Genomic DNA, 26,048 nt, shown 5'->3' on the forward strand with positions numbered 1-26,048 from the left:
AAATAAAAGGAATAATCAACATGCTTACAATGAACAACATCAGCAAAGTGTATCAAACAGATATGGTACAAACACATGCCCTTCGTGACTTTAATCTTCAAGTAGAAGAAGGTGAATTTATTGCCGTAACGGGCCCAAGTGGCTCAGGAAAAACCACATTTTTAAACATCGCCGGTATGTTAGAACCCTTTAGCGAAGGCCAATACATGTTAGACGGTATCGATGTGGGTAAGCTAAACGACAACCAGCGTGCAGATCTTCGTAATCAAAAAATTGGTTTTATTTTCCAAGGTTTTAACCTTATTCCAGATTTGAACCTCTATGAAAATATTGAAGTACCACTGCGTTATCGCGGTATCAAAGCCGCCGAGCGTAAGCGCCGAATCGAGCAATGCCTAGAGCAAGTTGGTTTAGCTTCACGCGCTAAACACTTACCGCAACAACTTTCTGGTGGTCAACAACAACGTGTGGCTATTGCCAGAGCCCTTGCAGGTGAACCGCGCTTTTTACTTGCCGATGAGCCAACCGGTAATTTAGATAGTTTAATGGCGCGTCAAGTGATGGAGCTACTTGAGCAAATCAACCGGGATGGCGCAACTATCATCATGGTTACCCATGATCCTGAACTTGCTCGCAGAGCACCACGTAATATCCAAGTTGTTGACGGCCAATTAGCTGACTTCACCTTATATCAAGGCACTCAAAACCTTAAAGCGGCTGGAGTGTAACCATGTTCCTTCATTATTTAGATTTAAGCTGGCGCAGCTTTAAGCGCACGCCACTTGTGAGCTTTTTAATGGTACTGGCCATTGCCATTGGTATTGGCGTAACCATGACCAGTTTATCTGTGTATCACATGATGTCGGCAGACCCTATTCCTGAAAAAAGTAGTGACCTTTATTCTGTGCAGTTACAAACCATGGATGAAGGCCGTACGTGGTGGACAGTCGATAACATGCCACTGCAATTAACTTATCAGGATGCCGTTAATCTTAATCAAGCAAATGCGGGTGGCAAACGTGTCACTATGGTTAGAACGGGTTTTTCGGTTTATTTAGACTCAGATAAAGTTAAACCATTTATTGGTCAAGCTCGCCTAATCACGCCTGATTTTTTCGATATGTTTAACCTATCGTTTATTTACGGTGGGGTTTGGAGCGCGCAACAAGAAGCCGATGCCGCCCCTGTTGTGGTGATCAATAAAGAATTAAACGACAAACTATTCGCAGGTGAAAACCCAGTAGGCAAAATGGTGTACCTTGATGATGCCAGCTACGAAGTTATTGGCGTGATTGATGATTGGGATATCACCACCAAATACTATGATCTGAACAACGGTGCATTTAATAAGACCGAGCAACTATTTTTACCATTTAGCCTAATGAAAGCACGCCAGCTTGAAAACTGGGGTAATACCAATGGTTGGAAGCACGAAAAAACCAATACCTTTAACGATAAGCTCAATTCTGAAATGGTGTGGTTACAATTTTGGGTTGAACTAAAAACACCTGCAGAAAAGCAAGCTTACCAAGACTTTTTAATGGCCTATATGCAAGAGCAACAAAAGCTAGGTCGTTTTAACCGCGAAAAATTAACCGCCACCTTACGCGATGTAAATGAGTGGATGCAGTACAACAATGTCGTTAGCGAAGACAACGAAATTCTGGTTGGCTTAAGCTTTATGTTTTTAGCGGTATGCCTTGCCAACATTTTAGGTTTGTTACTAGCGAAGTTTTTACGCCGCGCTCCTGAGGTCGGTGTACGCCGTGCATTAGGTGCTAGTAAACGCCAAATATTCTTTCAACATATTGTTGAGGTCGCGATGTTAGGTTTCTTAGGTGGCATCTTGGGTATTATTTTGGCGCAAGTGGGCTTATTAGGCGTACGTCAAAGCTATAGCTACTACCAAAGCTTAGCCACTATGGATTTAACCATGCTACTCAGCGCACCTGTGATTGCTATTAGCACCTGTGTGATAGCGGGTCTGTACCCTGCTTGGCTGGTATGTAAAACCAACCCTGCTATTTATCTTAAGAGCCAATAAGGAAGACACCCATGTTAGAAATTAAACCTATCTTTCACGCCTTATGTCGCTCAAAAGTTGGCGCTATTTTATTACTGATCCAAATTGCCATCACCACTGCGATTGTCAGTAACGCAGCGTTTATTATTCAAGACAGAATTAGCTATTTAAGCCAAGAGACTGGCTATCCTGAACAAGACATTTTCGTTTTTAATGTCATGATGTTTGGCAAAGATGTGTCGCCGTCACAGCAATATGAGCTTGATGAAGCCATGCTTCGTCAAATACCTGGTGTAGTTGATGCTGCTTATTCAAGTAATACACCGCTTTCGGGCAGTGGCTCTTCGTCAGATTTTAGTTTAAAGCCAGCACCTGAAGAGAGTAAATCAGCGCGTAGCTCTTACATGTTTATCGATGAGCATGGCATTAATACCTATGGCGTTAAACTCATTGCTGGGCGTAACTACACTGAAGACGAAGTGATCGTTACCGATAACTATGATGAGCTTTCAAAAGTAACCGTTGTTACTAAAACTCTACTCGATGAGCTGTTCCCTGACGGCAATGGTTTAGGTCAAACTGTCTATTTTGGTGACATTCCAATGAAAGTAATTGGTGTTGTTGAACTGATGAAAGGCCCATGGCTTAAAGACAGCCGCCCAGATAACGTAGCACTGCTGCCTTTTATTAAGCCTGGTACAAATGCACGCTTTGTGGTTAGAACAGAGCCAGGTCAACGTCAATCAGTCATGAACCGTGTTGAAGAAGCCATGCTGAAAAACTACAACAAGCGTGTAATTTCTCGCATTCGTGGCTTAGATGACGATAAAGAGTCATACATGGCTGAAGATACATTAATGATGCGCATGCTGATTGTACTTATTACTATTTTAGTGTTGGTGACGGCTCTGGGTATTTTCGGCCTAACGCTGTTCAATATTAGTAAGCGTACTAAACAAATAGGTACTCGCCGCGCTTTAGGGGCCAGAAAATCGGCCATCATCAGCTACTTCTTAGTTGAAAACGCCATGATATGTATAGTTGGTTTAGTGATTGGTGTGATTGCTGCCGTGTATTTAGGCCAGGTGCTCATGCAGCACTTTTCAATAGCTCAGCTTGATATTAGCTACGTGCTTGCTACGGCGCTGGCAGTGTTTGTTATGAGTTTATTAGCAGTACTTGCACCTGCAAAACGGGCGGCGAATATCTCACCGAGCATTGCAACTCGAACAATTTAGTTCTCCCAACCTATGCTACACTGGATTAACAGTGTAGCATTCATCTTGCACCCTTATTAGGAAAATAACTAAAACAATAATATGGAAAAAATACTTATCGTCGACGATAACCCAGCAATTTTGGATGCATTGTCGTTATTACTCGAAATTCACGGTTTTGATGTTGTTACAGCAAGTAACCCGTTTGAGGCAATTCAAGCCGTACAATACCAACGCATAGCGCTTGTTATTCAAGACATGAACTTCACCGCCGACACCACTTCCGGCGAAGAAGGCAAAGAACTTTTTTATGCCTTACGAGACATTAATCCTCACATACCGATTATTTTGATCACCGCATGGACAGAGCTTTCTACTGCCGTTGAACTTGTCAAAGCAGGGGCTGCTGATTATTTACCAAAACCATGGGACGATGCCAAGCTACTTACTTGTGTAAATAACCTAATCGAGCTAGGTAAAGCAAAACAGCAAAACGAAACCTTTACACGCCACCAGCAAGAGCGTGACGCATCTGTGCAACAAGCAAATTTGGTGGGCTTGGTTTATAAAAGTACCGCTATGGAGCACATTGTTAATCTTGCGGTTCAAGTGGCTAAATCGGATATTTCAGTGCTGATCACAGGCCCCAACGGCAGTGGTAAAGAGCGAATTGCGCAAATAATACAGGCTAATTCATTATTAGCTGATAAACCCTTTATCACTGTTAATGCGGGTGCTTTGCCAAGCGAGCTTATTGAGGCTGAATTATTTGGTGCCGAAGCGGGCGCCTACACCGGTATTACTAAACAACGCATTGGCCGTTTTGAAGCGGCCGATGGTGGCACCCTATTTTTAGACGAAATTGGTAACTTACCACTTTCTGGGCAAATGAAATTATTACGCATTTTACAAACCGGTGAATTTGAACGTTTAGGTTCAACACAAACTCGTAAAGTGAATGTGCGGGTGATTTCAGCTACCAATGAAGATTTAAGCCATGCAATTAAAACAGGTCAATTTCGTGAAGACCTTTACTACCGCTTAAATGTGATTGAGTTAAATTTACCAAGCCTTGCCCATCGCCCAGATGATATTTTAGCTTTAGTCGCACACTTTTTACCTGAGCGCACACTGTCGCTAAGTACAGAAAAAGCCCTGCTCGCCCATAGTTGGCCGGGTAATGTTCGTGAGCTTGAAAATGCCTGTAAACGCGCTGGCGTTTTAAAACCCACAGGGGTGATTGAGCTTGCTGATTTTGGCTTACAAGTTGAAACAAACAGCCCAACACAAACAAGAGCAGAGCCTAACAAACAAGAGATTGAGCTTGCCATGCGCGAATACAAAGGTGTGATTGCTAAAGTGGCTCGCCATTTTGGCTTAAGCCGCCAAGCACTTTATCGCAGGCTTGATAAATTTAAGATTGAATACTAATGCGTTTTTCGTTTCGATATAAAATCATAACTTTGTGTATTGCAGCGTCTGCATTGCCGCTTATATTGGTTTGTTATTTTGCGGGCATAAACTTGCTTTACAGCCTATTAGCCCTGAGTGCTTGCGCCTTGATCAGCGGATTTTTTGCCGCGCAATTATCAGCTCCGCTCATTGATGGCATGAACTCGCTCGAAACCGGGCTGCTTAATTTTAAAGATGGTGAGCTGGCTACATTATTAGCCTATGATGGCAGTGATGAGCTAGGTGATTTATGCCGGCTTTATAACCAAACCGCAAAACAGCTTCGCCAAGAAAAGCAATGGATTTATCAGCGTGAGCTAATGCTCGACAAAGTACTGCAAAGCTCGCCACAAGCTGTACTTTTGACTAACGACCAAGGCTTTATTGTGTATAGCAACCACAGTGCTCGCAGTTTACTCGATGCTAAATCAGCCCTTGAAGGCGCCAAGCTTGAACATTTATTAGATTCAAGCTGCGAGCAATTAACGCGTGCCATTCACAAAGGCGTTGATGGCTTATTTACCCTCGACAAAGCAGATCAAGAATCACAAACTTGGCATATGGCAACAGGTCGATTATTACTTAATAATCAGTTTCACCAACTGTATGTTTTTAAACAACTGACCCGTGAACTAAGCCGCCAAGAAGTAGAGGTTTGGAAAAAAGTTATTCGTATTATTAGCCATGAGCTTAACAACTCCCTTGGACCAATGTCGTCTATGCTTCATAGCGCGCAACTTTTAACAAAAGAAGTTGACGAGCCACGCTTAAAACGGGTATTTACCACCATTGGAGAGCGCATAAAACACCTTAATGAGTTTGTGCAAGGCTATGGTAAATTTGCCAAGTTACCCACCCCTCAACTATCAACGATTAACTGGCCGACGCTGATTGAGCAATTAAAAAGTCAGTGGCAGGTCGAGGTCTCACTTGATGAGCGAGTGACAACTGATGCTGATCACACTCAGCTCGAACAGTTACTTATAAACCTATTAAAAAATGCCTATGAGTCAGGGTCAAACCCCGAAGATGTCAGCTTAACAGTGCAACAAGAAGCAAGTGGCACTCACATCACGGTGAGTGATAAAGGTAAAGGTATGAGTGAAGCTGTAATGGCTAACGCACTTATACCCTTTTACTCCACTAAAGCAACAGGCAGTGGCCTAGGGTTAGCACTTTGCAGGGAAATAGTTGAAGCGCACCACGGGCAAATTAGCTTGCATAACCGCGAGCAAGGTGGATTAAGCGTGCATGTTTTGCTGCCCGCGTAATACAACAGATACAAAAAAGCCGCAATCAGCGGCTTCTTTCAACACTAAATATAATTAATCAGCGTCTTTTTCTTTGTACTTTGCAGCTGTTTCAGTGATTAGTGGCTGTAATTCACCACGTTGAAACATTTCGATAATAATGTCACAACCACCGATAAGTTCGCCTTCTACCCATAACTGTGGGAATGTTGGCCAGTTTGCGTATGCAGGTAACTCTGCACGGATATCTGGGTTAAGTAGAATGTCAACGTAAGCAAACTGCTCACCACACGCCATAAGTGCTTGTGATGCTTGTGAAGAAAAACCACAGTTAGGTAACTTTGGTGATCCTTTCATGTAAAGAAGAATTGGATTTTCAGAAATTTGCTGTTTAATTTTATCGATGGTTTCCATTTACAACCTCAAAAAAGACATTGGCTTACTACATTGGCCTTGAAAAAGTTTCACTGTGGCCTCAGATATATAACTTAAAATCGGCATTCGTAGCCACAATTTTAAATAGTCTTTAGCAATAGCATTGCTGTTTGCTAAAACTTGAGTAAAATACTCAACAATTATAGTAACACTATAATACCACTTGGTATAGGGAAGTACGCTGTTTACCTTGCTATTACCTATAACTGAGTGGACTATCAACCAAGAAGATGGAGATAAAAAATGGCATTTGAACTACCGTCACTACCATACGCAATCGATGCATTAGAGCCACATATTTCAAAAGAGACTCTAGAGTTTCACCACGGTAAACACCACAACACTTACGTTGTGAAATTAAACGGTCTGATCCCAGGCACAGAATTCGAAAACAAATCTCTAGAAGAAATCGTATGTTCTTCAGAAGGTGGCGTATTTAACAATGCTGCACAAATCTGGAACCACACGTTCTACTGGAACAGCCTATCTCCAAACGGTGGTGGCGAGCCTACAGGCGCAATCGCTGACGCGATCAACGCTAAATGGGGTTCTTTCGACGCATTCAAAGAAGCGTTAAACGACAAAGCAGTAAACAACTTCGGTTCAAGCTGGACTTGGTTAGTTAAACTAGCTGACGGCACTCTTGATATCGTTAACACATCAAATGCTGCAACGCCATTAACTGATGAAGGTGTTACTCCAATCCTAACTGTGGATCTTTGGGAACACGCTTACTACATCGATTACCGTAACGTTCGTCCAGATTACCTAAAAGGTTTCTGGGCATTAGTTAACTGGGACTTCGCGAACGCTAACTTCGCTTAATCTTCTGTTACTAGCAGTAATCAAAAAAAGACGCTTCGGCGTCTTTTTTATTGCCAGTGCACGCCCCTTCTAAGTCGCAGCCAAGCCCTCAGCCAAAAAGCGTAATCAAGATGAGCTTTTTTCAATTAAATTCTTAATTTTCTTGCGCAAAAATTCAAAATCGTGACTAAGCTTTAATTAGCCTTTGCTTTTCTCTTAATCTAATTACACGTCATTTTAGCGGGTTTTCGGAGGTCTCTATGAGTATTTTTGAGCATTACCAATCACGATACGAAGCAGCGCAAGAAGAAGAATACAGTATTGAGGAATTTCTCGAGATCTGTAAGAAGGATAAATCAGCTTATGCCAGCGCACCAGAGCGGCTATTGATGGCCATCGGTGAGCCGGAGATTATCGACACTTCAACCGATGCGCGCTTAAGCAGGCTGTTTTCTAATCGCGTAGTCGCACGCTACCCTGCATTTCACGATTTTTATGGTATGGAAGATGCCATTGAACAAATCGTTTCTTATTTAAAACATGCTGCGCAAGGCTTAGAAGAATGTAAGCAAGTACTGTATTTACTTGGCCCAGTAGGTGGCGGTAAATCATCCATTGCTGAAAAACTAAAATACTTAATGCAGCAGGTACCTATTTACTCAATTAAAGGCTCGCCTGTTAACGACCACCCTTTAGCGTTATTTGACCCAAATGAAGACGCTGAGCTTTTAGAAAAAGAATACGGCATTAAACCGCGTTATTTAAAAACGGTGATGTCACCGTGGGCTGCAAAACGCTTAAGTGAATTTAACGGTGATATTAGCCAATTTAGAGTGGTTAAGCGCTTCCCATCTATTTTAAATCAAGTCGCGATTGCGAAAACTGAGCCCGGCGATGAAAACAATCAAGACATTTCAGCGTTAGTGGGTAAAGTCGATATTCGCCAGCTTGAGCACTTTGCGCAGAACGACCCTGATGCCTACGCCTACTCAGGTGCACTTTGCTTAGCAAACCAAGGCTTAATGGAGTTTGTGGAAATGTTTAAAGCGCCAATCAAGGTGCTACATCCACTGCTTACAGCCACGCAAGAAGGCAATTACAACGGTACAGAAGGCATTAGTGCCCTGCCGTTTAATGGCATGATTTTAGCTCACTCAAATGAATCTGAGTGGCAAACATTTAAGAATAACAAAAACAATGAAGCATTTTTAGACCGTGTTTACATCGTCAAAGTGCCTTATTGTTTACGTGTATCTGAAGAAGTCAAAATTTACAATAAACTTCTTGAAAACAGTGAATTACATGATGCACCTTGTGCACCGGGCACATTAAAAACACTGGCACAATTTACCACTCTTTCGCGTATTAAAGAGCCTGAAAACTCAAGTATTTATTCAAAAATGCGGGTGTATGACGGCGAAAGCTTAAAAGATACTGACCCGAAAGCGAAGTCGTATCAAGAATACCGCGATTACGCGGGTGTTGATGAGGGCATGACCGGGCTTTCTACCCGCTTTGCGTTTAAGATCCTATCGCGGGTATTTAACTTCGATACCACTGAAGTGGCAGCCAACCCAGTGCACTTATTTTATGTTCTTGAACAGCAAATTGAGCGAGAGCAATTTACCGCCGATGTTGAAGAGCGTTACTTAAGCCACTTAAAAGGCTACCTCATTCCTCAGTATGTAGAGTTTATCGGGAAAGAGTTACAAACAGCCTATTTAGAGTCTTACTCTGAATATGGGCAAAACATCTTTGACCGCTACGTCACTTATGCAGATTTCTGGATCCAAGATCAAGAATACCGCGACCCAGATACTGGCCAGTTATTTGACCGTGCTGCGCTTAACGCAGAGCTTGAGAAGATTGAAAAACCTGCGGGTATTTCAAACCCTAAAGATTTCCGTAATGAGATAGTTAACTTCGTACTGCGGGCGCGTGCCCACAATCAAGGCAAGAATCCGCTTTGGACCAGCTACGAAAAACTTCGCACAGTTATTGAGAAGAAAATGTTCTCAAATACCGAAGATCTGCTGCCGGTTATTTCCTTCAATGCGAAAACCTCTGCAGAAGATCAGAAAAAACACGAAGACTTTGTCAATCGTATGGTTGAGAAAGGCTATACCCAAAAACAAGTACGTTTACTTTCTGAATGGTATTTACGCGTTAGAAAATCGCAGTAAAAAACGTTTGTTTTAAGGGGGTTGTTATGGCGCATTTTATTGACCGACGCCTGAATGGAAAAAACAAAAGTACCTTGAATCGTCAACGATTCATCAGGCGTTATAAAAAACAGATTAAAGAAGCGGTATCTGATGCCATTAATAAGCGCAGCGTAACCGATACCACCAGCGGCGAGAGTATCTCTATTCCGCAACGTGATATCAGTGAGCCTATTTTTCATCAAGGACGTGGTGGCGACCGTGAACAGATCCACCCAGGCAATGACCAGTTTTCTACGGGCGACAAAATCAAGCGCCCGCAAGGAGGCGGTCAAGGGGGTGGTAGCGGCGAAGGTGAAGCCAGTGACTCTGGTGAAGGACAAGACGACTTTGTATTTTCTATTTCAAAAGATGAATACTTAGATTTACTGTTCGAAGATCTTGAACTGCCCAACCTGCAACAAAACCAGCTCGATAAACTGGTGCAAATGAAAACCCATCGCGCTGGTTTTTGTAACGACGGCATGCCAAGCAATATTGATATTGTTCGCTCATTACAAGGCTCGCTTGCTCGAAGAGTGGCGATGACTGCAGGCAAAAAACGTCACCTTGCAGAGCTTGAAGGTCAGCTCGCTCTGCTACAAGCTGAAGAGCAGCCAGACAAGGCAGCCATTGCTTTACTTGAACGTCAGATTGAGGAGCTGCAAAACCGCATAAAAGCAGTGCCATTTATTGATAATTACGACTTACGTTTTCGTAATTATGAAAAGCAACCACACCCAACAAGCAAAGCTGTGATGTTTTGTTTAATGGATGTGTCTGGCTCGATGGATCAAGCCACGAAAGACATGGCAAAACGCTTTTATATTCTGCTTTATCAATTTTTAACTCGTAGCTACAAAAATATAGAGGTTGTCTATATTCGTCATCATACCCAAGCGAAAGAAGTTGATGAGCAAGAGTTTTTCTATTCTCAAGAAACGGGTGGCACCATAGTATCAAGTGCATTAAAACTGATGAACGAAATCATCGCTGAACGTTATAACCCTGAAGAGTGGAACATTTACGCAGCGCAAGCCTCTGATGGTGATAACTGGGCTGATGATTCGCCAAACTGTGGCGAAATTTTACGTAATAAACTGTTAAAGGCGGTGCGCTATTACGCCTATATCGAAATTACAGCCCGTGCTCATCAAAGTTTATGGCGAGAGTATCAATCAATAGTGCAAACCCACGACAATTTTGCCATGCAACACATTCGTGGCGTTGAGGACATTTACCCTATTTTCCGTGAATTATTTAAAAAGAATCGTCAGCAGCAAGGCGCCGCATAGCCTTGCCAGTGAGGTAAAGTATGGCCGATAAACGTATTAGCGACGGTCCTGATTGGACATTTGATCTACTAACAGAGTATCAAACTGAGATTGAACGGGTAGCGAAAATTTATAAACTCGATACCTACCCTAATCAAATTGAGGTGATCACTGCTGAACAAATGATGGATGCCTATTCGAGTGTGGGTATGCCGATTGGCTATAGCCACTGGTCGTATGGTAAAAAATTCATTCAAACAGAGCAGAATTATAAGCGAGGGCAGATGGGCCTCGCTTATGAAATTGTCATTAACTCAGATCCTTGCATTGCCTATTTAATGGAAGAAAACACCCTGCCAATGCAAGCCTTGGTAATGGCCCATGCCTGTTATGGTCACAACTCATTTTTTAAAGGCAATTACTTATTTAAAACCTGGACTGATGCCAGCTCAATTATCGATTACTTATTATTTGCCAAAAACTACATTGCCAAGTGCGAAGAGAAATACGGTATTACCGAGGTCGAAAACCTGATTGATTCATGTCATGCATTAATGAATTATGGTGTAGACCGCTACAAGCGCCCGCAACGTATTTCTCTTTATGAAGAGCAAAAACGCCAACAAGAACGTGAAGACTACCTACAATCTCAAGTCAACGAGTTGTGGCGCACAATCCCTACTTCGCAGCAAGAGTCAAAAAAACGAGAACGCCGTTTTCCAGAAGAGCCACAAGAAAACATTTTGTACTTCATCGAAAAAAATGCGCCGCTGCTAGAGTCATGGCAACGAGAAATAATTCGAATTGTGCGTAAAATTTCGCAATATTTTTACCCACAAAAACAAACTCAAGTGATGAATGAGGGCTGGGCTACGTTTTGGCATTACACCATTTTGAACCATCTGTACGACGAAGGTAAGCTCACCGATGCCTTTATGCTCGAGTTTTTACAAAGTCACACCAATGTGGTGTATCAACCGCCCTACAACAGCAATTATTATTCAGGCATCAACCCCTATGCTCTTGGCTTTAACATGATGGTTGATATTCGCCGTATTTGCGAAAACCCAACAGAAGAAGACAAGAAGTGGTTTCCAGAGTATGCCGGCAGTGATTGGTTAGAAACCTTGCACTTTGCAATGCAAAACTTTAAAGACGAGAGCTTTATTAGCCAGTTTTTATCGCCAAAAATTATCCGTGATTTTAAGCTCTTTACCATTATTGATCATGAAAAAGAGCCAACCCTCAATGTCGGTGCCATTCATGATGAAATGGGTTATCACCAAGTTCGTGAAACCCTGTCGGCACAATACAACCTAAGTAATCACGAACCAAATATTCAAGTCTATAATGTTGATATTAGAGGAGATCGTTCACTTACTCTGCGTTATGTACCCCATAACAATATTCCTTTAAACAAGTCTAAAGATGAAGTACTAAAACACCTTTACAGGCTATGGGGCTTTAAGGTAAAACTGGAACAAGAAAGCGCAACAGGTGAAGTTTCATTATTGGGTGAATGCCCAAGCAGTGATGCCCGACACACAACAGAGTAACCAAAAATGAATAAAAAGATATTGGTGATCATCGACTCAACGGCCGATGCTAAAACATCTATATTACATGCAAGACAAAAAGCCAAAGGCATGAAGCATATTGATATTGTTGCTTTTAGCTACGAAGACACCAATAACATTTTATTCTCTATTCCACCTGATGAAGCGCTGGCTATTCAAGACAAAGAGCTTGCTAAAGTACGTGCAGCACTTGGTCCACTTATCAGCGAGTATTTAGATGATGGTAGCTATACTTTGCAAACCCTGTGGCATGAAAGCCCAGTACAATGGCTAGCCAATGAGCTTGATACGTCAGATTATGAAATGGTGATTAAAACTCGCCACATCGACGAAGAAACGCAATTTACAGAGCTAGACTGGCAGCTTATTCGCTTTAGCCCGCTGCCACTTTATTTGGCCGCCGATAACAAATGGCGTAACAATACCAATGTGCTGGCAGCCCTTGATTTAGGCAGTGAGAAGGCGACTAAATACTGTTTAAACGAAGCAATTATCAAAGCAGGCTTAGCCTATGCAAAAGACTACGACAGCGAGTTTTATGCCTGTTATACCGTACATGTATCACCGTTTTTACGTGATTTAGGCATTGTATTTTCAGATGAGCAAGTGATTAACGCCTTTGAAAAGCTACCCGTAGCACAGCGAACCTTAATCGAAGCGCACGACTTAAAAGACAAGCTTAAAATCAAAGCCGGTGTGGTTGAGCAAGTGATCCCAAGTGTTGCAGCTAAATTAAATGCTGACTTAGTGATTATGGGTTCGGTGGGTAATACAGGTATTAAAGGTCATTTAATTGGTAATACCGCCGAAAAAGTCATGAAGCTACTTAAAACAGATATTCTTGTTTTACCGCCACTTGGGGTTTAATTTGCTTAACTGAATAGAGTTACTATGAAAAAGGGGCTTAATTGCCCCTTGTTTGTTTATAAATCTGTGTAAGCTGTAACCTTGTTACGGCCGTTTTCTTTTGAGTGATATAAGGCTTTATCGGCGGCTTCAACCCACTTTTCGTAGCGATCAAACTTCTCGTCGAAGCAGGCAAAGCCAATACTGACCGTCAGTTGAATTTGTTTGCCATCAAAGTAAATTGATGAGTTCTCAATCAGTGTTCTTAATCGCTCAGCAAATATATGTGCACCTTCATGATCAGTATCAAGCAAGGTTACCGCAAACTCTTCACCGCCATAGCGACCTGCTAAGTCTGTTTCACGCAGAGTTTTACGCAGTAAGTCTGCAATATGACGCAGCGCCTCATCACCGCCGCGATGGCCATGTTCATCATTGACCTTTTTAAAGTGATCAATATCAAACATTAACAAGGTGCTGCACCCGCCACTGCGCACTATGCGCATGTATTCTTTGCGTAGCTTTTCTTCCCAATAACCACGGTTAGTAAGCTTAGTAAGTGCATCGGTACGGCTCATTTGTTCAAGCTTGCTATTCGCTTCTTCTAGCTCTTTTTTATTCACCGCTTCATCGGTTACATCATAGATAATGATACAGATATGCGATACTTCACCTGTGGTCGTCGTCAGTGGAATAAAAGTGGCATTTTGATACATATGATCCGCTTTACCGGTAATTGGGCGATAATTCTTAAAACGGAAAATATATGGCTGCTGCTCCCAAATAGTAAATGAGCGATTATTTAAAATGAACACAGACTCAGATTTGCTGCGAAACCACTTTTCATCGATTGATGGAAACAAATCAAACAGGTCTTTATCTTTCACCGCGCTTGGCAATAGGCCAGAATGGTTTTCCATAAACCCATTCCAGATGCATACTTTGTAGTCTCTATCGAGCACCACTAGGCCTACATCAACGGTATTAAACATATCCATTAACCAATGGAGTTCATTCATATTAAAATCGGCTGCAGGCATAGTTTAGTCTTCTAATAAATAAGCTACTTTGTACTTAAGGGTTTTTAATGAGTCCTCGGTGAACAGCAACATCAAATCACAGTTAATATTGTGATTTTCGATGCCATAGCTGATCTCAATCGCCAGCGTTCGTTGCCAGCGAGATTTATTCGCCTTTACTAAATCAGATACATCACAGTGTTGTCCTAGCACCACAGGATGACCTTGGCTAAAACGCATATCTAATTGGTGCGACAGTCCTGTCAGAATAGCCCCTATTAATATGTTACTCACATCCATTAATAGCTCTAATTCAACTTTATCGTTGAGCTCACCCTCATAATTCATTAACGAGGCGATTTCTTTAAAACTTGAATCATTTAACAGCAATAGTGCTTCGCCAGAAACACCACCGCCAATAAAACCCTGACATACACCTGAGGTTGCGGCATTGGCATCAATCGAGCGCAAAGCCATATCTAGTTCATTGACTTCTAAAACATTTACATTAGGAATAGGAAGCTTTACGAATACATTAAGAAGACGCGCTAATAAGTCTCCAGCTTGCCCCATTGCGACATTGGTGAGTTCTTGGTAGATATCACGCACATCGGGATCAACTTGCTCACCTAGCTTATTAGCAAGGCGCTCACGCATGGCTTTATCTTTAATACCATGATGTTCAATAATACTCGCTAGTTTCTCGGCGGAACAAGGTTTTTGAATAAAGTCGATTGCGCCTAACTCAAGCACACGTCGATGAGCATTAGGTTGGATGTCTCCAGATACAACAACAGTGAGAACATGAAGGTCTTGTTCTTGAATGGCTTGCAGTACTTCGTAACCATCCATTTCAGGCATGTTTAAATCGAGAAATAAAATTTCCGGCTGAATTTTTTTGATTTGCTCAATACAGTGAACACCATTTTCAGCAAACTCAATTTTTATATCCCAATCATCGGGTAAAGAGCGTGCTAATTGTCGACGTGCTAACTTTGAATCATCACAAACTAATACCGATGTTGACATATATTCTCTCTAAATCCACACTTTCTAACTAGCAAAAACATTAACTAGTAACTTTATTCTTATTTTTATATGTAAAAAATAGGGTCACAGGCACATGTTAATCAAACTAATGGTTATTTACAATTTTAAATTGTACTAATCCTTGGAGCCACTTCATGAGTATAATACACTGAAGTTAAATGCGTTAATTTAAAGGAATTTTATTATGTTACGTCCGCTAATGTTTGCATTAGGCGCTGTGTGCACGTTTAGTTATGCAGGTGATTTATCAGAAAATAGTTTAGACGCAGGTAAGGTTTCAGCCCAGTCTAAACCGGTTACTTTACTAGGGCAAGGTGTTGAAGTTGGCCAACAAGCGCCTAATTTTAAAGTAGTAGATGGCAACTTTACCCCCGTCACACTAGACAACTATCGAGGCCAAGCCGTGCTTTTAAGCGTTGTGCCAAGTTTAGACACAGGTGTATGTAGTATTCAAACCAAACACTTCAATGAAAAAGTAGCTTCAGAATACCCAAGTGTGGCGATGCTGACCTTAAGCGCAGATTTACCGTTCGCACAGAAGCGTTTTTGTAAAGCCGAGAATATAGACAAAATAGTGACCTTATCTGACTCTGTATGGCGTGACTTTGGTAAGAACTACGGTTTGATTATCAAAGATATGGGCTTGTTAACCCGTGCCGTATTTGTGCTCGATAAAGACCATAACATCGTTTACAAGCAGCTTGTCGATAACCTTTCAAAAGAGCCTGATTACGACAGTGCTATTGCGGCATTAAAGAAACTGTAAAAGCGCAATTTTAACTTGCAGTGATACAAACACAAAAAAACCGCCCAAGGCGGTTTTTTCATATCAGCAATTAGGCTATTAACCTAAAAGCTCACCAAGTTGTTGGCTAACAGCTTCAACAGCTTGAGTACCGTCTAACTTGTGGTACTGAGTGTTACCCGCTTTTGCTTCTGCTTGGTAGTAATCAACTAATGGTTTAGTTTGGTCGTGGTAAATACCTAAACGCTTACGTACTGTCTCTTCAGTGTCGTCATCACGAATGATTAGGTCTTCACCTGTGATGTCATCTTTGCCATCAACTTTAGGTGGATTATAAACAACGTGATAAACACGACCAGAGCCAGGGTGTACGCGACGGCCGCCCATACGCTCAACGATGATTTCGTCAGCAACGTCAAATTCGATAACGTGATCAACCACCACGCCATTCTCTTTCATTGCATCTGCTTGAGGAATAGTACGAGGGAAACCGTCTAGTAAGAAACCTTTTTCGCAATCTGGCTTAGCAATGCGCTCTTTAACTAGACCGATAATAATTTCGTCAGATACTAATTGACCTGCATCCATTACTTTTTTAGCTTCAAGACCAAGTGGTGTACCTTCTTTGATTGCTGCACGCAGCATATCGCCCGTAGAAATTTGTGGAATACCGTATTTGTCCATCAAAAACTGAGCTTGAGTACCTTTACCTGCACCCGGCGCGCCCAAAAGAATAATGCGCATATCATTGTCCTCTGTGTGATACTAATCTTAAAAATGGTCGATCAGTGGAGTTTTGTTTTTAGAGCCTGAATTCTTCCACAACTAAGGCTATACCTCAAGTAACTTATACCAATTGCCTATATTAGCGGCAATAAAAAAGGGAGCCTTGCTCCCTTTTTCAACTCATTGCGCTAAAACGCTTATTTGCTTAAATCTAGCATAAGTTTGTTCAAACGAGTTACAAAGCCTGCAGGGTCTTTTAACGTACCGCGCTCAGCCAGTAATGCTTGATCTAGAAGCACTTGTGACCACTGGGCAAACTTGTCTTCATCTTGTTCAACATTTAAGTGTTTAACAAGCTGATGCTCTGGGTTAAGCTCAAAAATTGGCTTTTGCTCAGGCACTGTTTGACCAACTGATTCCATTAACTTTTGCATTTGCGAGCTCATATCGTGCTCATCTGCAACAACACATGCAGGAGAGTCAGTTAGACGGTGCGTAAAGCGTACGTCTTTAACGTTATCACCTAGTGCAGTTTTAATGCGCTCAACTAGGCCTGCAACTTCTTTTTCTGACTCTTCTTGCGCTTTTTTAGTTTCTTCGTCATCCATGTTGCCTAAATCTAAGTCACCACGAGTAATTGACTGGAATGATTTTTCGTTGAACTCTGTTAAGTAGCTCATCATCCACTCATCAACACGGTCGCTTAATAGCAATACTTCGATGCCCTTCTTACGGAAGATCTCTAAGTGTGGTGAGTTCTTCGCTGCAGCGAATGAGTCAGCAACTACATAGTAGATCTTGTCTTGCTCTGGCTTCATACGCTCAATATATTGCTCAAGCGATACATTTTGTGTGCTTTCATCAGTGTGTGTAGAAGCAAAACGCAGTAGCTTAGCAATGGCTTCTTTGTTAGCCGCATCTTCAGCTGGGCCTTCTTTTAACACCTGACCAAACTCGTTCCAGAACGTTTGGTAATCTTCTTCGCGGTTTTTCGCCATACGCTCAAGCATCTTAAGTACGCGCGACGTACACCCTTTACGGATTGCTTGTGTTACTTTGTTGTCTTGTAAGATTTCACGCGACACGTTTAGTGGTAAGTCGTTTGAATCAAGTAAACCTTTCACAAAACGTAAGTAGCTTGGCATGAACTGCTCAGCGTCATCCATGATGAAAACGCGTTGTACATACAGTTTTAAACCTGATTGACGCTCACGGTTCCATAAATCGAAAGGTGCTTTTTTCGGGATGTATAACAGGCTGGTGTATTCTGTTTTACCTTCAACCTTGTTATGTGCCCAGCTTAGTGGCTCTTCCCAATCGTGACCGATATGCTTATAAAACTCTTTGTACTCTTCGTCTGTTACTTCTGACTTGTCACGGGTCCATAGTGCTGTCGCGCGGTTAATACCTTCCCACTCGCCTGGCTGTGCTGGAATTTTCTCGCCGTCAGGACCTTCAGATTCAGGTACCTCTGCTTTATACATCTCAACTGGAATAGAAATATGGTCTGAATATTTAGTTACGATGCTACGTAAACGGAACTCATCAGCAAATTCTGTTTCGTCTTCACGAAGGTGAAGAATGATTTCAGTACCACGTGATGGTTTATCAATCTCTTGTAATGTGTACTCACCTTCGCCTGCAGATTGCCATTCAATACCTTGGCTTTCACCTGCTTTACGCGTACGCACTGTTACTTTGTCAGCAACGATAAACGCTGAGTAAAAACCAACACCAAATTGACCAATCAATTGTGAATCTTTGCTTTGGTCACCAGTTAGGTTTTGGAAAAATTCTGCGGTGCCTGATTTTGCAATTGTACCTAGTGAATTGATCACATCTTCACGGCTCATACCAATACCATTATCAGTAATGGTGACCGTGTTTGCTTCTTTATCGGCACTGATACGTACTTTTAGTTCCGCATCGTTTTCGTATAAATCGCCATTAGAAAGCGCAAGGAAACGTAATTTATCTGCCGCATCTGACGCGTTTGATACAAGCTCACGTAGGAAAATCTCTTTATTAGAGTAAAGAGAATGAATCATCAGGTTTAATAGTTGTTTGACTTCTGTTTGAAAGCCTAATGTTTCTTTTTGTGCTGCAGTCATTGTGTAAATCTCCAATTAACAAAGTGTCTAATCTGCACTATGACTCTTTATATGGGGCAGGCTTTTTGAACTTCAAGGCAAAAATTTAAATTTAAGGTTAAATTCGGTTTGCTCCAATTAATTAGTAACTTTCATATCGGCAGTTACGAGTAAAATTTATCAATTCTATTTAAGATATTAACATTGGAGGGTTTGACACTGATTCCAACCTTAAACATGATCTCTAATTGATATTTATTCTATTTATGAATTAGCAATTGCATCAAAAATATGAGCACTGAGTAGCAGGTAAGGTCTGTAATTCTTTATTCAAGTGCAATACAGAAACGTTCAAATGAGAACACTCTTTAACTCTTCTTAAATTTTTCTGACCTAGAAAAGTCCACATTGCAAGACTTGCTTCAAGGTCATAATTTCGGTTACCTAGCCAAGTATTATCACCTTGACTATAAACTTTATATATAAATTCAGAAGGATACATTTTTCCGTCAGAGTCACTATTGTACCTGAAGTAGGCAGTAAAACCCCCTTGCGAGTCTAGGAACTTAAAAAACACTGGTTTGTTTGATTCTTTTAAGAAAATATCCAGCGAGGTTTGCACATCAGAAGGGGTAAGCTCAGATCCTAACTCAACTAGCTTCCCATCAACTTTTTTAATAAATTCTTGTCTATCCATATTATTAGCTATTGATTTTTCAAATGACTTTAAGTTGCTATAATTTACCTCTAGGTAATTAATATAATCTGAAAATTTACATTCACTGAGTACACAGTTTTTAAGTGGTACTTCAATATTAACATTGCTTAACTTAATACTTTCTCTATTACTAATTAACCAAGCGCCTTTTGACTTAGACTCTGTAGTAACTGTGAAAAAGTATTTTATGATAAATTTATTTTCTTCATTTACATGTTCACCCTCAACCATAAATGTATTTTTAGCAGTAGCCAAAAGTTTTAATGGGCATTCTTTGTAAAATTCAGGTTTCTGATTAACCTGATGGCATTTTGTATTTGTAGCAAATGCAGCTGAAGAGAATGGAATTAAGAAGCTAAGTAATATCAGTATTTTCATTGTTTAAAATCCTTATCAAACCATTTGATAAGACAATACTACAATTAAAATACAAATTAAACCGTACCCAGTTAAGTTACGACCTGCAAACAAAAAAGCCTGCTTAAAGCAGGCTTTTGATACCATATCAGATATTAGTTTTGGTTTACGGCGCGTCGTCCGCTAAATGCATGCATCAATGTCATACCATCGAGTAAGTCGAGCTCTCCACCAACAGGGACACCGTGAGCAATACGAGATGCACCTACCTGATACTTATGACAAAGCTCAGCAATGTAGTGGGCTGTGGTTTCACCTTCAACACTTGGATTGGTTGCGAGGATCACCTCATTAATGCCACCTTGTTGCAACTTGCTTTCAAGAATATCAAGGCCAATTTCTTTTGGCCCTATGCCATCAATTGGCGACAAGTGACCCATTAAAACAAAGTAAAGACCTTGGTATTGACCTGTTTGCTCAATCGCGAGTACATCGGTTGGTGATTCGACCACACACAATAAACCACTATCTTGGCGTTTAACACTTGAACAAATATCGCATACCGCTTGCTCTGTAAAAGTACGACAAGATTGACAATGCCCTACTTCATCCATTGCTTTGGTTAATGCATGGCCAAGCTGTTTACCACCTTGACGGTCACGCTCAAGCAAATGGAAAGCAATGCGCTGTGCCGACTTAGGGCCTATGCCCGGCTGGCATCGTAGCGCTTCAATTAGCTGTGTTAAACTAGGAGATAGTTGCATACAAAATCACTTAGAATGGCATTTTCATACCTGGTGGTAATTGCATACCGCCAGTTACTTTGCTCATGCGCTCTTGTGTTTCTTCAGCAACACGACGTACAGCATCGTTACACGCTGCCGCTAATAAATCTTCGATCATGTCTTTGTCGTCTTCCATTAGGCTGTCATCTAATTCAACACGACGAACATTGTGGTTACCAAGCATAGTTACTTTAACTAGGCCTGCACCTGCTTCACCTACAACTTCAAGGTTTGCGATTTCTTCTTGGGCTTTTTGCATGCGCTCTTGCATTTGCTGCGCTTGCTTCATCATGTTACCCATTCCACCTTTAAACATAACTGTCTCTCTTTCTAAACTACTTTAATTGGCATGAAGATAAGGGCTATTGTAACTAATTACAATGCCTGAATACTGTTTTCATCGATTATAGCGCTAAACAACTGCTGAAATTGCACTATATTTTCATCACTATTTATTACATCAATCGCTTGTTGATGACGTCCCGCATCAATTTTTTGTTGAATCAAATACGGTGAATCAATTACGCCATCAGCAAACTCGATACTAAGCTCTACATTATGGCCGTAAATTTCACTTAATGCAGCATTGAGCTTTTGTCTAAGCACAGCGCTATCTAAATGGCGCTGTGATGAATCAACTTCAATGTGCAGCTGATTATTCTGCTTGGTAAAGATTGAATGCAGCGCAAATTGGCGCATGCGACCACCCAGTCCCATGCGTTTAATTAAATACGCCCATTCGTCTTGTTCGTGTGCAAATTTAATACTGCTGATCGGGCTTTCAAAATCATCAGGTATCGGAATACTGGCTTCTTCAACTACTGGCTCTGGCGCTTTTTGTGGATTGATCTGCTCAAGTAACTCTGGCGCTAAGTTTTCGGTGATTGTTTGATGCTTTTCTCGAAAGTCGACTTTTTTTACTTTACTACTGCTCTCCCCCGTTTGCTGGGGGATGGGCTTTTTTACTTCAGCAGCCATTGCTTGCTGCTGAGGCTGAATGTTGGTCGCGGCTGTGCTTTGTTGCACTGGCGGCTTTGCTTTGGGCTTAGCTTCAGGCTGTGGTTCTGCTTTAGCATGAGTTTGCGTTGCTGCAGCACTTAAACGCCCAGCACCTGAAATATTGCGATCTTGTAAAATACGTGCGATAGCCGATTGCGCCTGACTTTGCTGCTGTTGTAATTGTGCTGGTGCTGTTTGCTGTTGCTGAGGCGCAGATGCTTCATTGGCAGTAAAGCCCTGATCATAGGCGCTATTCATCACATCATCGTATTGCGCTGCAAGTGATGAGTCCATTTGCGCATCATTATCGTCCATGTAATCTTGCGAAGAATACTCTGGTGATGAGTACTCAGCTGCAGGCACTTGCTCTGAGTGGCTTGGCTCTTGCTGTTGTGGCGCAGGTTGAACTTCAGCGGCCATTGCAGTTTCAACTGATTGCTGAGGCTGTTGACCAACATCAAGCTGCTCTACTGCTGTTGCTTCAACTTGCTGGGCAGGCTCATGGCTATGTGCCGTTTCTGCCTTGGCTGCTTGAATAGGCTCAGCTTGTGTTGGCTGAGGCTCTGAAGGAACAGCAGTTGTCTGTGCAGAGCTATGTGCAACTGGTGCTTGCTCTGAAGCTGCTTGTTCACGTTGCGCCGTAGATTTTTTCAAAATATCACGCAATGCACCGGCACCACTTGGCTTAACCTGTTGCTGGGTATTCGTTGGTGTTTGGCTTTGTGCAAATTGCGTAGGTTGGAATGCAAGCAGTCGCAACATGATCATTTCAAAGCCAAGTTTAGCATCGGGTGCCCACTGCAAATCTTTTTTACCATTGAGTAGCAATTGGTAGTAAACCTGCATCTGCTGTGCATCAGTGGTTTGTGCCACCTGTTCAATAAAATCTCGGTTAGTATCATCAAGTGCCGCTGCACTAGGCACAAGTTGCACAAGCTGAATAAGATGCGTCAGGGCAATTAAATCGTCGAGCAAGGCTACAAAGTTAGGGTTTCGGCTAACGACCGCTTTTACTTCTTGAAGTAATGCATCGCCATCTTGGCACAATAACGCTGCTAACATGGTTTGGCTATATTGAGTATCCATCAAGCCAAGCATAGTTTGCACAGCCTGATGATTAATATTGCCATTGGTTTGCGCAATTGCTTGGTCTGTAAGACTCAATGCATCACGCATACTACCATCGGCAGCCTTAGCTAAAATAGACAATGATTTATCATCAAAACTTAGCTGTTCTTGATTAAGAACATGGGCAAGCTGATCATGAATTTCTGATTGCGACAAAGCATTTAAATTAAACTGTAAGCAACGCGATAAAATCGTCACTGGCAGTTTTTGCGGATCGGTTGTCGCTAATAAAAACTTCACATGCTCTGGCGGCTCTTCCAATGTTTTAAGTAATGCATTGAAACTGTGCTTTGACAGCATGTGAACTTCATCGATTAGGTATACCTTGTAACGACCACGTGTTGGTGCGTATTGAACGTTATCAAGGATTTCGCGGGTATCTTCTACTTTGGTACGTGATGCCGCATCGATTTCTAATAAATCGATATAACGGCCTGCTTCAATGTCAGTACAACTTGAACATTGGCCGCATGGCTCAGCAGAGATACCCTTATCGCAGTTGAGGCTTTTAGCGAATATACGTGCGATGGTTGTTTTACCCACCCCACGGGTTCCAGTAAAGAGATAAGCATGATGGAGTCTATTTTGTGTTAATGCATTAACCAATGCCTGTTTAACATGAGACTGCCCCACTAACTCGTGAAAGGTTTGTGGTCGCCATTTCCTTGCTAGAACCTGATAACTCATTAATTATTCGCCTTCGAATTCAACCAACTTTAAGATTTTGATGCCCATATCAGCAACTCGTTGCTCACCACCCAGCTCAGGTAAAGAAACAACAAATGCGGCATCAGTTGCGTTTCCGCCTAGTTTAGCAACTAATTTTGCAGTTGCTTCGATTGTGCCACCTGTCGCTAGTAAATCATCTACCAGTAACACTTTATCACCAGGGACAATTGCGTCTGTATGAAGCTCAAGAATATCTTCACCATACTCTAATTGGTAGCTTTGTGAAATCACTTCGCGAGGAAGTTTGCCTGGTTTACGAACTGGAATGAATGGAATACCTAGTGCGTAAGAAAGTGGTGCACCGAAGATAAAACCACGAGATTCAGTACCGATGATTTTTGTAAAACCTTGGTCTTTATATGCTGCAATAAAGCTGTCGATGGTTGCTTTAAATGCGTCAGCATTAGCCATTAAAGTAGTTACGTCGCGGAACATAATGCCCGGCTTTGGGTAATCAGCGATCGTTGCAATGCTCTGTTTGATGAGCGTTGAAGTTGCTTGAGTCATAATTATACTGCTCAAAAAGTTTATCTAACAAAGCTCGAGAGTATAACATCACCTTAGTAGAAAGTCGGTAGCAAGTTTCGAAATTAATCACTTAACAAGAAATATCAGCTATAAAAAAGGCTGCATAATGCAGCCTATTGTCTTTAATTTGCTTACGCAGATTAAGATAAAGAAGTGATCCAACCAAGAATAGCGTTTAGACAGCCAATGCCACCGAATACAGCTAAAAACGCAATGAAATAAGTTGCATTGAACGGATCTTTAAAGTCTTTATCATTCGACATAATTACTACCTTTATTTAAGCACGACAAAATAAGGCGCTCATAATAGTCGAACTAAATACATCAATAAAGACTTTTAGCTGATTTTTAAACCAAGGTATTAGAAACCACAATGCCGCGTTCTGCCATTGCACTTAAGGTATTGAGCGCTCCCTGATACAGCTGCTCTTGGCTAAATTGAGGCGCATGCTCTGCAACTGCTTGGCATACATCATTTAAATCGGCACCTGGCTGAGATTCTATGATATTAAGAAGTAATGCGGTCATCGCATTTGTCGATAAAAATTGTACTTCGTCATCGCTATCACGATAGACCACAAAGTAACTGGGTTGTCCTACCGGTTCACTTGGTTGATTATCTGCACTGATGGTATGAACAGGAAAACTGTAACTCAAGTTACGGGCAAGTGAACTTAAGAATAATGCAGAGCTTGTCACTTGATGAGCCGATAAACTGACTTCTTCTGCCACCTCTTGAGCAACCGATACATCAAGCTCAACCCATTCATAGTGCGCTAGCTCTAACATAAACGCGGGATCATCGCTTTGCACTTCATAGTCATTAGCAAGAAAAGCCAAAAACTCCCCTGCAATATCTAAAAAATAAGGAGATTTACAATCATGCTGACTAAAAAACTGTCTAACGAGGGCATGCCAAGCTTGCTCTGAATATAAACTTTTTAGTACTGGATACGCAGAGCTAACAAAGCCATCCACATTATTAAAAAATAAGTCGCGGTAAATCGCCATCCGGCGCTCTTCAACATCGCTAGGCTTAGCATGTTGCTGGGGGTCGCGGATATGCGCCATAAACGCTTGCTGTACTTGAGTAAAATGTTCAGGCACTGTGTTTCACCCTTGCTTGGTTTTGCTTGCTCGCTGTTTGCTGCAGTGCTTCAATGGTTTTTAGCTCGGTTAACAACTCACTCATCGGCGGAATATTAAAATCACGCTCTAATAAGGTGGGAAATACGCCATGAACTTCATAAGCTTTTTCAAGCAATTGCCAAACAGGATCGATAACTGGCGCACCATGGGTATCAACCAGTAGATCTTCAGCCTCAGTGTAATGGCCCGCAACATGCCCATAGGCAATCCGTTTTGTTGGTAATTCAGCTAGGAATTGCTCAGCGTTATAACCATGATTAATCGAATTAACGTAAATATTATTCACGTCGAGCAGCAGTTTACAATCAGCTTCTTCTAAAACAGCATTAGTAAATTCAAGTTCTGTCATTTGTTGCCCAGGGGCGCCATAGTAAGACACGTTTTCAATAGCAATTGGCTGTTCTAAAATATCTTGTACTTGCCTAATACGAGAAGCAACATGTTTAATAGCATCTTCAGTAAATGGTATAGGCATTAAATCGTACATATGTCCTTCGCCCGAGCAGTAACTTAAGTGCTCGCTGAATAAACGAATATTATGCTCTTTAAAAAAGGTTTTAAGCGATTGCACAAATTCAATATCAAGCGCTGCTGGTGAGCCAATCGATAACGATAAACCATGGCAAACAAAGGCATGTTGTTCGGTAAGCTGTTTAAATTGTTTACCAAAACGCCCCCCAAGCTTTAGCCAGTTTTCAGGTGCAACTTCTAAAAACTCAATAGGTTTAGGAACATCAATGAGCATTTCATCAAGCATTTCTCGGCGCAAACCTAAGCCAATCAGCCCAAAATCAGCTACTGATTCATTTAACATACTACCTCCTACTAAAAAGGGCCTTTACGGCCCTTTTAAAAGCTAAATGAGCGCTTAGTGATTAGAACCACATTTACCTTCGCCACACTTACCTTCTTTAGCTTTCTTTTTGTCTGCGCCACATTTACCTTC

General features: G+C 41.6%; 25 protein-coding genes. 11 read left to right on the forward strand and 14 right to left on the reverse strand.

Annotation, left to right across the window (positions count from 1 at the left end):
* Window positions 1-20 precede the first annotated feature (20 nt).
* The 5 genes from CWC02_RS01270 to CWC02_RS01290 all read left to right on the forward strand — a co-directional run bounded on the left by CWC02_RS01270 (window position 21) and on the right by CWC02_RS01290 (window position 5,963).
* Window positions 21-728 (forward strand): ABC transporter ATP-binding protein, encoded by a 708-nt coding sequence (locus CWC02_RS01270; RefSeq protein WP_054551528.1) that lies wholly within the window; start codon window positions 21-23, stop codon window positions 726-728.
* Between the two features lie 2 nt (window positions 729-730).
* A complete protein-coding gene (locus CWC02_RS01275; protein WP_138615993.1) occupies window positions 731-2,044 on the forward strand; it encodes an ABC transporter permease in 1,314 nt (437 codons plus the stop codon).
* A gap of 11 nt (window positions 2,045-2,055) precedes the next feature.
* A complete protein-coding gene (locus tag CWC02_RS01280) occupies window positions 2,056-3,261 on the forward strand; it encodes an ABC transporter permease (RefSeq protein WP_054551530.1) in 1,206 nt (401 codons plus the stop codon).
* Window positions 3,262-3,342: 81 nt separating this feature from the next.
* Window positions 3,343-4,671: a sigma-54-dependent transcriptional regulator gene (locus tag CWC02_RS01285; protein WP_138615995.1), complete on the forward strand. Its 1,329-nt coding sequence runs from the start codon at window positions 3,343-3,345 to the stop codon at window positions 4,669-4,671.
* On the forward strand, window positions 4,671-5,963 hold the full coding sequence (locus CWC02_RS01290) for a sensor histidine kinase (RefSeq protein ID WP_138615997.1): 1,293 nt from the start codon (window positions 4,671-4,673) through the stop codon (window positions 5,961-5,963). Before CWC02_RS01285 ends, CWC02_RS01290 begins: the two co-directional genes overlap by 1 nt.
* Window positions 5,964-6,017: 54 nt before the next feature.
* Here the strand turns inward: CWC02_RS01290 and CWC02_RS01295 are convergent, their stop codons facing one another.
* A complete protein-coding gene (locus CWC02_RS01295) occupies window positions 6,018-6,356 on the reverse strand; it encodes a Grx4 family monothiol glutaredoxin (RefSeq protein ID WP_138615999.1) in 339 nt (112 codons plus the stop codon).
* A gap of 264 nt (window positions 6,357-6,620) precedes the next feature.
* On the opposite strand from CWC02_RS01295, the gene CWC02_RS01300 reads away from it, so the two are divergent.
* The 5 genes from CWC02_RS01300 to CWC02_RS01320 all read left to right on the forward strand — a co-directional run bounded on the left by CWC02_RS01300 (window position 6,621) and on the right by CWC02_RS01320 (window position 13,100).
* On the forward strand, window positions 6,621-7,202 hold the full coding sequence (locus CWC02_RS01300) for a superoxide dismutase (protein WP_054551537.1): 582 nt from the start codon (window positions 6,621-6,623) through the stop codon (window positions 7,200-7,202).
* Window positions 7,203-7,441: 239 nt separating this feature from the next.
* Window positions 7,442-9,364 carry a PrkA family serine protein kinase gene (locus CWC02_RS01305; RefSeq protein WP_054551538.1) on the forward strand — a complete coding sequence of 641 codons (1,923 nt, stop codon included), beginning with the start codon at window positions 7,442-7,444 and terminating at the stop codon, window positions 9,362-9,364.
* A 26-nt stretch (window positions 9,365-9,390) separates the two neighbouring features.
* Window positions 9,391-10,677, forward strand: coding sequence for a YeaH/YhbH family protein (locus CWC02_RS01310; protein WP_130167088.1), 1,287 nt, complete (start codon window positions 9,391-9,393; stop codon window positions 10,675-10,677).
* A 20-nt stretch (window positions 10,678-10,697) separates the two neighbouring features.
* Entirely contained in the window at window positions 10,698-12,212 is a 1,515-nt protein-coding gene (locus tag CWC02_RS01315; protein WP_138616001.1) for a SpoVR family protein, read from the forward strand.
* Window positions 12,213-12,218: 6 nt separating this feature from the next.
* Window positions 12,219-13,100 (forward strand): universal stress protein, encoded by an 882-nt coding sequence (locus tag CWC02_RS01320; RefSeq protein WP_054551541.1) that lies wholly within the window; start codon window positions 12,219-12,221, stop codon window positions 13,098-13,100.
* A 56-nt stretch (window positions 13,101-13,156) separates the two neighbouring features.
* On the opposite strand, the gene CWC02_RS01325 is transcribed toward CWC02_RS01320, so the two are convergent.
* Complete coding sequence (locus tag CWC02_RS01325; protein ID WP_054551542.1) at window positions 13,157-14,119, reverse strand: sensor domain-containing diguanylate cyclase; 963 nt, start codon at window positions 14,117-14,119, stop codon at window positions 13,157-13,159.
* A 3-nt stretch (window positions 14,120-14,122) separates the two neighbouring features.
* On the reverse strand, window positions 14,123-15,127 hold the full coding sequence (locus CWC02_RS01330) for a response regulator (RefSeq protein ID WP_054551543.1): 1,005 nt from the start codon (window positions 15,125-15,127) through the stop codon (window positions 14,123-14,125).
* 205 nt (window positions 15,128-15,332) lie between these two features.
* On the opposite strand from CWC02_RS01330, the gene tpx reads away from it, so the two are divergent.
* Window positions 15,333-15,914 carry a thiol peroxidase gene (gene tpx / locus CWC02_RS01335; RefSeq protein ID WP_138616003.1) on the forward strand — a complete coding sequence of 194 codons (582 nt, stop codon included), beginning with the start codon at window positions 15,333-15,335 and terminating at the stop codon, window positions 15,912-15,914.
* Window positions 15,915-15,992: 78 nt separating this feature from the next.
* On the opposite strand, the gene adk is transcribed toward tpx, so the two are convergent.
* The 11 genes from adk to CWC02_RS21110 form a co-directional block, all read right to left on the reverse strand.
* Window positions 15,993-16,637, reverse strand: coding sequence for an adenylate kinase (adk, locus tag CWC02_RS01340; protein ID WP_036967590.1), 645 nt, complete (start codon window positions 16,635-16,637; stop codon window positions 15,993-15,995).
* Window positions 16,638-16,816: 179 nt separating this feature from the next.
* A complete protein-coding gene (gene htpG / locus CWC02_RS01345; RefSeq protein WP_138600431.1) occupies window positions 16,817-18,730 on the reverse strand; it encodes a molecular chaperone HtpG in 1,914 nt (637 codons plus the stop codon).
* Window positions 18,731-18,992: 262 nt separating this feature from the next.
* Window positions 18,993-19,805: a hypothetical protein gene (locus CWC02_RS01350; protein ID WP_138616005.1), complete on the reverse strand. Its 813-nt coding sequence runs from the start codon at window positions 19,803-19,805 to the stop codon at window positions 18,993-18,995.
* 134 nt (window positions 19,806-19,939) lie between these two features.
* Window positions 19,940-20,548, reverse strand: a complete 609-nt coding sequence (recR, locus tag CWC02_RS01355) for a recombination mediator RecR (protein WP_054551546.1) — start codon at window positions 20,546-20,548, stop codon at window positions 19,940-19,942.
* A 10-nt stretch (window positions 20,549-20,558) separates the two neighbouring features.
* On the reverse strand, window positions 20,559-20,885 hold the full coding sequence (locus tag CWC02_RS01360; protein WP_054551547.1) for a YbaB/EbfC family nucleoid-associated protein: 327 nt from the start codon (window positions 20,883-20,885) through the stop codon (window positions 20,559-20,561).
* Window positions 20,886-20,944: 59 nt separating this feature from the next.
* Window positions 20,945-23,383, reverse strand: coding sequence for a DNA polymerase III subunit gamma/tau (dnaX, locus tag CWC02_RS01365; protein ID WP_138616007.1), 2,439 nt, complete (start codon window positions 23,381-23,383; stop codon window positions 20,945-20,947).
* 3 nt (window positions 23,384-23,386) lie between these two features.
* A complete protein-coding gene (gene apt / locus CWC02_RS01370; protein WP_054551549.1) occupies window positions 23,387-23,932 on the reverse strand; it encodes an adenine phosphoribosyltransferase in 546 nt (181 codons plus the stop codon).
* A gap of 161 nt (window positions 23,933-24,093) precedes the next feature.
* Window positions 24,094-24,216 (reverse strand): hypothetical protein, encoded by a 123-nt coding sequence (locus CWC02_RS21035; RefSeq protein ID WP_254907726.1) that lies wholly within the window; start codon window positions 24,214-24,216, stop codon window positions 24,094-24,096.
* 85 nt (window positions 24,217-24,301) lie between these two features.
* The gene (locus CWC02_RS01375; RefSeq protein WP_283235066.1) at window positions 24,302-25,060 is read right to left on the reverse strand and encodes an HvfC family RiPP maturation protein; all 759 of its coding nucleotides are present in this window, start codon (window positions 25,058-25,060) and stop codon (window positions 24,302-24,304) included.
* On the reverse strand, window positions 25,053-25,916 hold the full coding sequence (locus CWC02_RS01380; protein WP_138616016.1) for an HvfB family MNIO-type RiPP peptide maturase: 864 nt from the start codon (window positions 25,914-25,916) through the stop codon (window positions 25,053-25,055). Before CWC02_RS01380 ends, CWC02_RS01375 begins: the two co-directional genes overlap by 8 nt.
* 54 nt (window positions 25,917-25,970) lie before the next feature.
* The coding region (locus tag CWC02_RS21110) for an HvfA family oxazolone/thioamide-modified RiPP metallophore (RefSeq protein WP_502705390.1) at window positions 25,971-26,048 on the reverse strand (78 nt) is incomplete at its 5' end.

Source organism: Pseudoalteromonas sp. S2721 (genome assembly GCF_005887425.1).
In the GTDB taxonomy this organism is placed as follows: domain Bacteria; phylum Pseudomonadota; class Gammaproteobacteria; order Enterobacterales; family Alteromonadaceae; genus Pseudoalteromonas; species Pseudoalteromonas simplex.

Excerpts from the sequence above, each read along its gene's own strand:
- htpG (WP_138600431.1), bottom strand. The coding sequence starts at position 18,730 with ATGACTGCAGCACAAAAAGAAACATTAGGCTTTCAAACAGAAGTCAAA.
- CWC02_RS21035 (WP_254907726.1), bottom strand. The coding sequence starts at position 24,216 with ATGTCGAATGATAAAGACTTTAAAGATCCGTTCAATGCAACTTATTTC.
- CWC02_RS01270 (WP_054551528.1), top strand. The coding sequence starts at position 21 with ATGCTTACAATGAACAACATCAGCAAAGTGTATCAAACAGATATGGTA.
- recR (WP_054551546.1), bottom strand. The coding sequence starts at position 20,548 with ATGCAACTATCTCCTAGTTTAACACAGCTAATTGAAGCGCTACGATGC.
- CWC02_RS01295 (WP_138615999.1), bottom strand. The coding sequence starts at position 6,356 with ATGGAAACCATCGATAAAATTAAACAGCAAATTTCTGAAAATCCAATT.
- CWC02_RS01300 (WP_054551537.1), top strand. The coding sequence starts at position 6,621 with ATGGCATTTGAACTACCGTCACTACCATACGCAATCGATGCATTAGAG.
- CWC02_RS01315 (WP_138616001.1), top strand. The coding sequence starts at position 10,698 with ATGGCCGATAAACGTATTAGCGACGGTCCTGATTGGACATTTGATCTA.
- CWC02_RS01350 (WP_138616005.1), bottom strand. The coding sequence starts at position 19,805 with ATGAAAATACTGATATTACTTAGCTTCTTAATTCCATTCTCTTCAGCT.
- CWC02_RS01380 (WP_138616016.1), bottom strand. The coding sequence starts at position 25,916 with ATGTTAAATGAATCAGTAGCTGATTTTGGGCTGATTGGCTTAGGTTTG.
- CWC02_RS01290 (WP_138615997.1), top strand. The coding sequence starts at position 4,671 with ATGCGTTTTTCGTTTCGATATAAAATCATAACTTTGTGTATTGCAGCG.
- tpx (WP_138616003.1), top strand. The coding sequence starts at position 15,333 with ATGTTACGTCCGCTAATGTTTGCATTAGGCGCTGTGTGCACGTTTAGT.
- CWC02_RS01305 (WP_054551538.1), top strand. The coding sequence starts at position 7,442 with ATGAGTATTTTTGAGCATTACCAATCACGATACGAAGCAGCGCAAGAA.
- CWC02_RS01360 (WP_054551547.1), bottom strand. The coding sequence starts at position 20,885 with ATGTTTAAAGGTGGAATGGGTAACATGATGAAGCAAGCGCAGCAAATG.
- dnaX (WP_138616007.1), bottom strand. The coding sequence starts at position 23,383 with ATGAGTTATCAGGTTCTAGCAAGGAAATGGCGACCACAAACCTTTCAC.
- CWC02_RS01325 (WP_054551542.1), bottom strand. The coding sequence starts at position 14,119 with ATGCCTGCAGCCGATTTTAATATGAATGAACTCCATTGGTTAATGGAT.
- CWC02_RS01285 (WP_138615995.1), top strand. The coding sequence starts at position 3,343 with ATGGAAAAAATACTTATCGTCGACGATAACCCAGCAATTTTGGATGCA.
- adk (WP_036967590.1), bottom strand. The coding sequence starts at position 16,637 with ATGCGCATTATTCTTTTGGGCGCGCCGGGTGCAGGTAAAGGTACTCAA.
- apt (WP_054551549.1), bottom strand. The coding sequence starts at position 23,932 with ATGACTCAAGCAACTTCAACGCTCATCAAACAGAGCATTGCAACGATC.
- CWC02_RS01310 (WP_130167088.1), top strand. The coding sequence starts at position 9,391 with ATGGCGCATTTTATTGACCGACGCCTGAATGGAAAAAACAAAAGTACC.
- CWC02_RS01320 (WP_054551541.1), top strand. The coding sequence starts at position 12,219 with ATGAATAAAAAGATATTGGTGATCATCGACTCAACGGCCGATGCTAAA.
- CWC02_RS01280 (WP_054551530.1), top strand. The coding sequence starts at position 2,056 with ATGTTAGAAATTAAACCTATCTTTCACGCCTTATGTCGCTCAAAAGTT.
- CWC02_RS01275 (WP_138615993.1), top strand. The coding sequence starts at position 731 with ATGTTCCTTCATTATTTAGATTTAAGCTGGCGCAGCTTTAAGCGCACG.
- CWC02_RS01330 (WP_054551543.1), bottom strand. The coding sequence starts at position 15,127 with ATGTCAACATCGGTATTAGTTTGTGATGATTCAAAGTTAGCACGTCGA.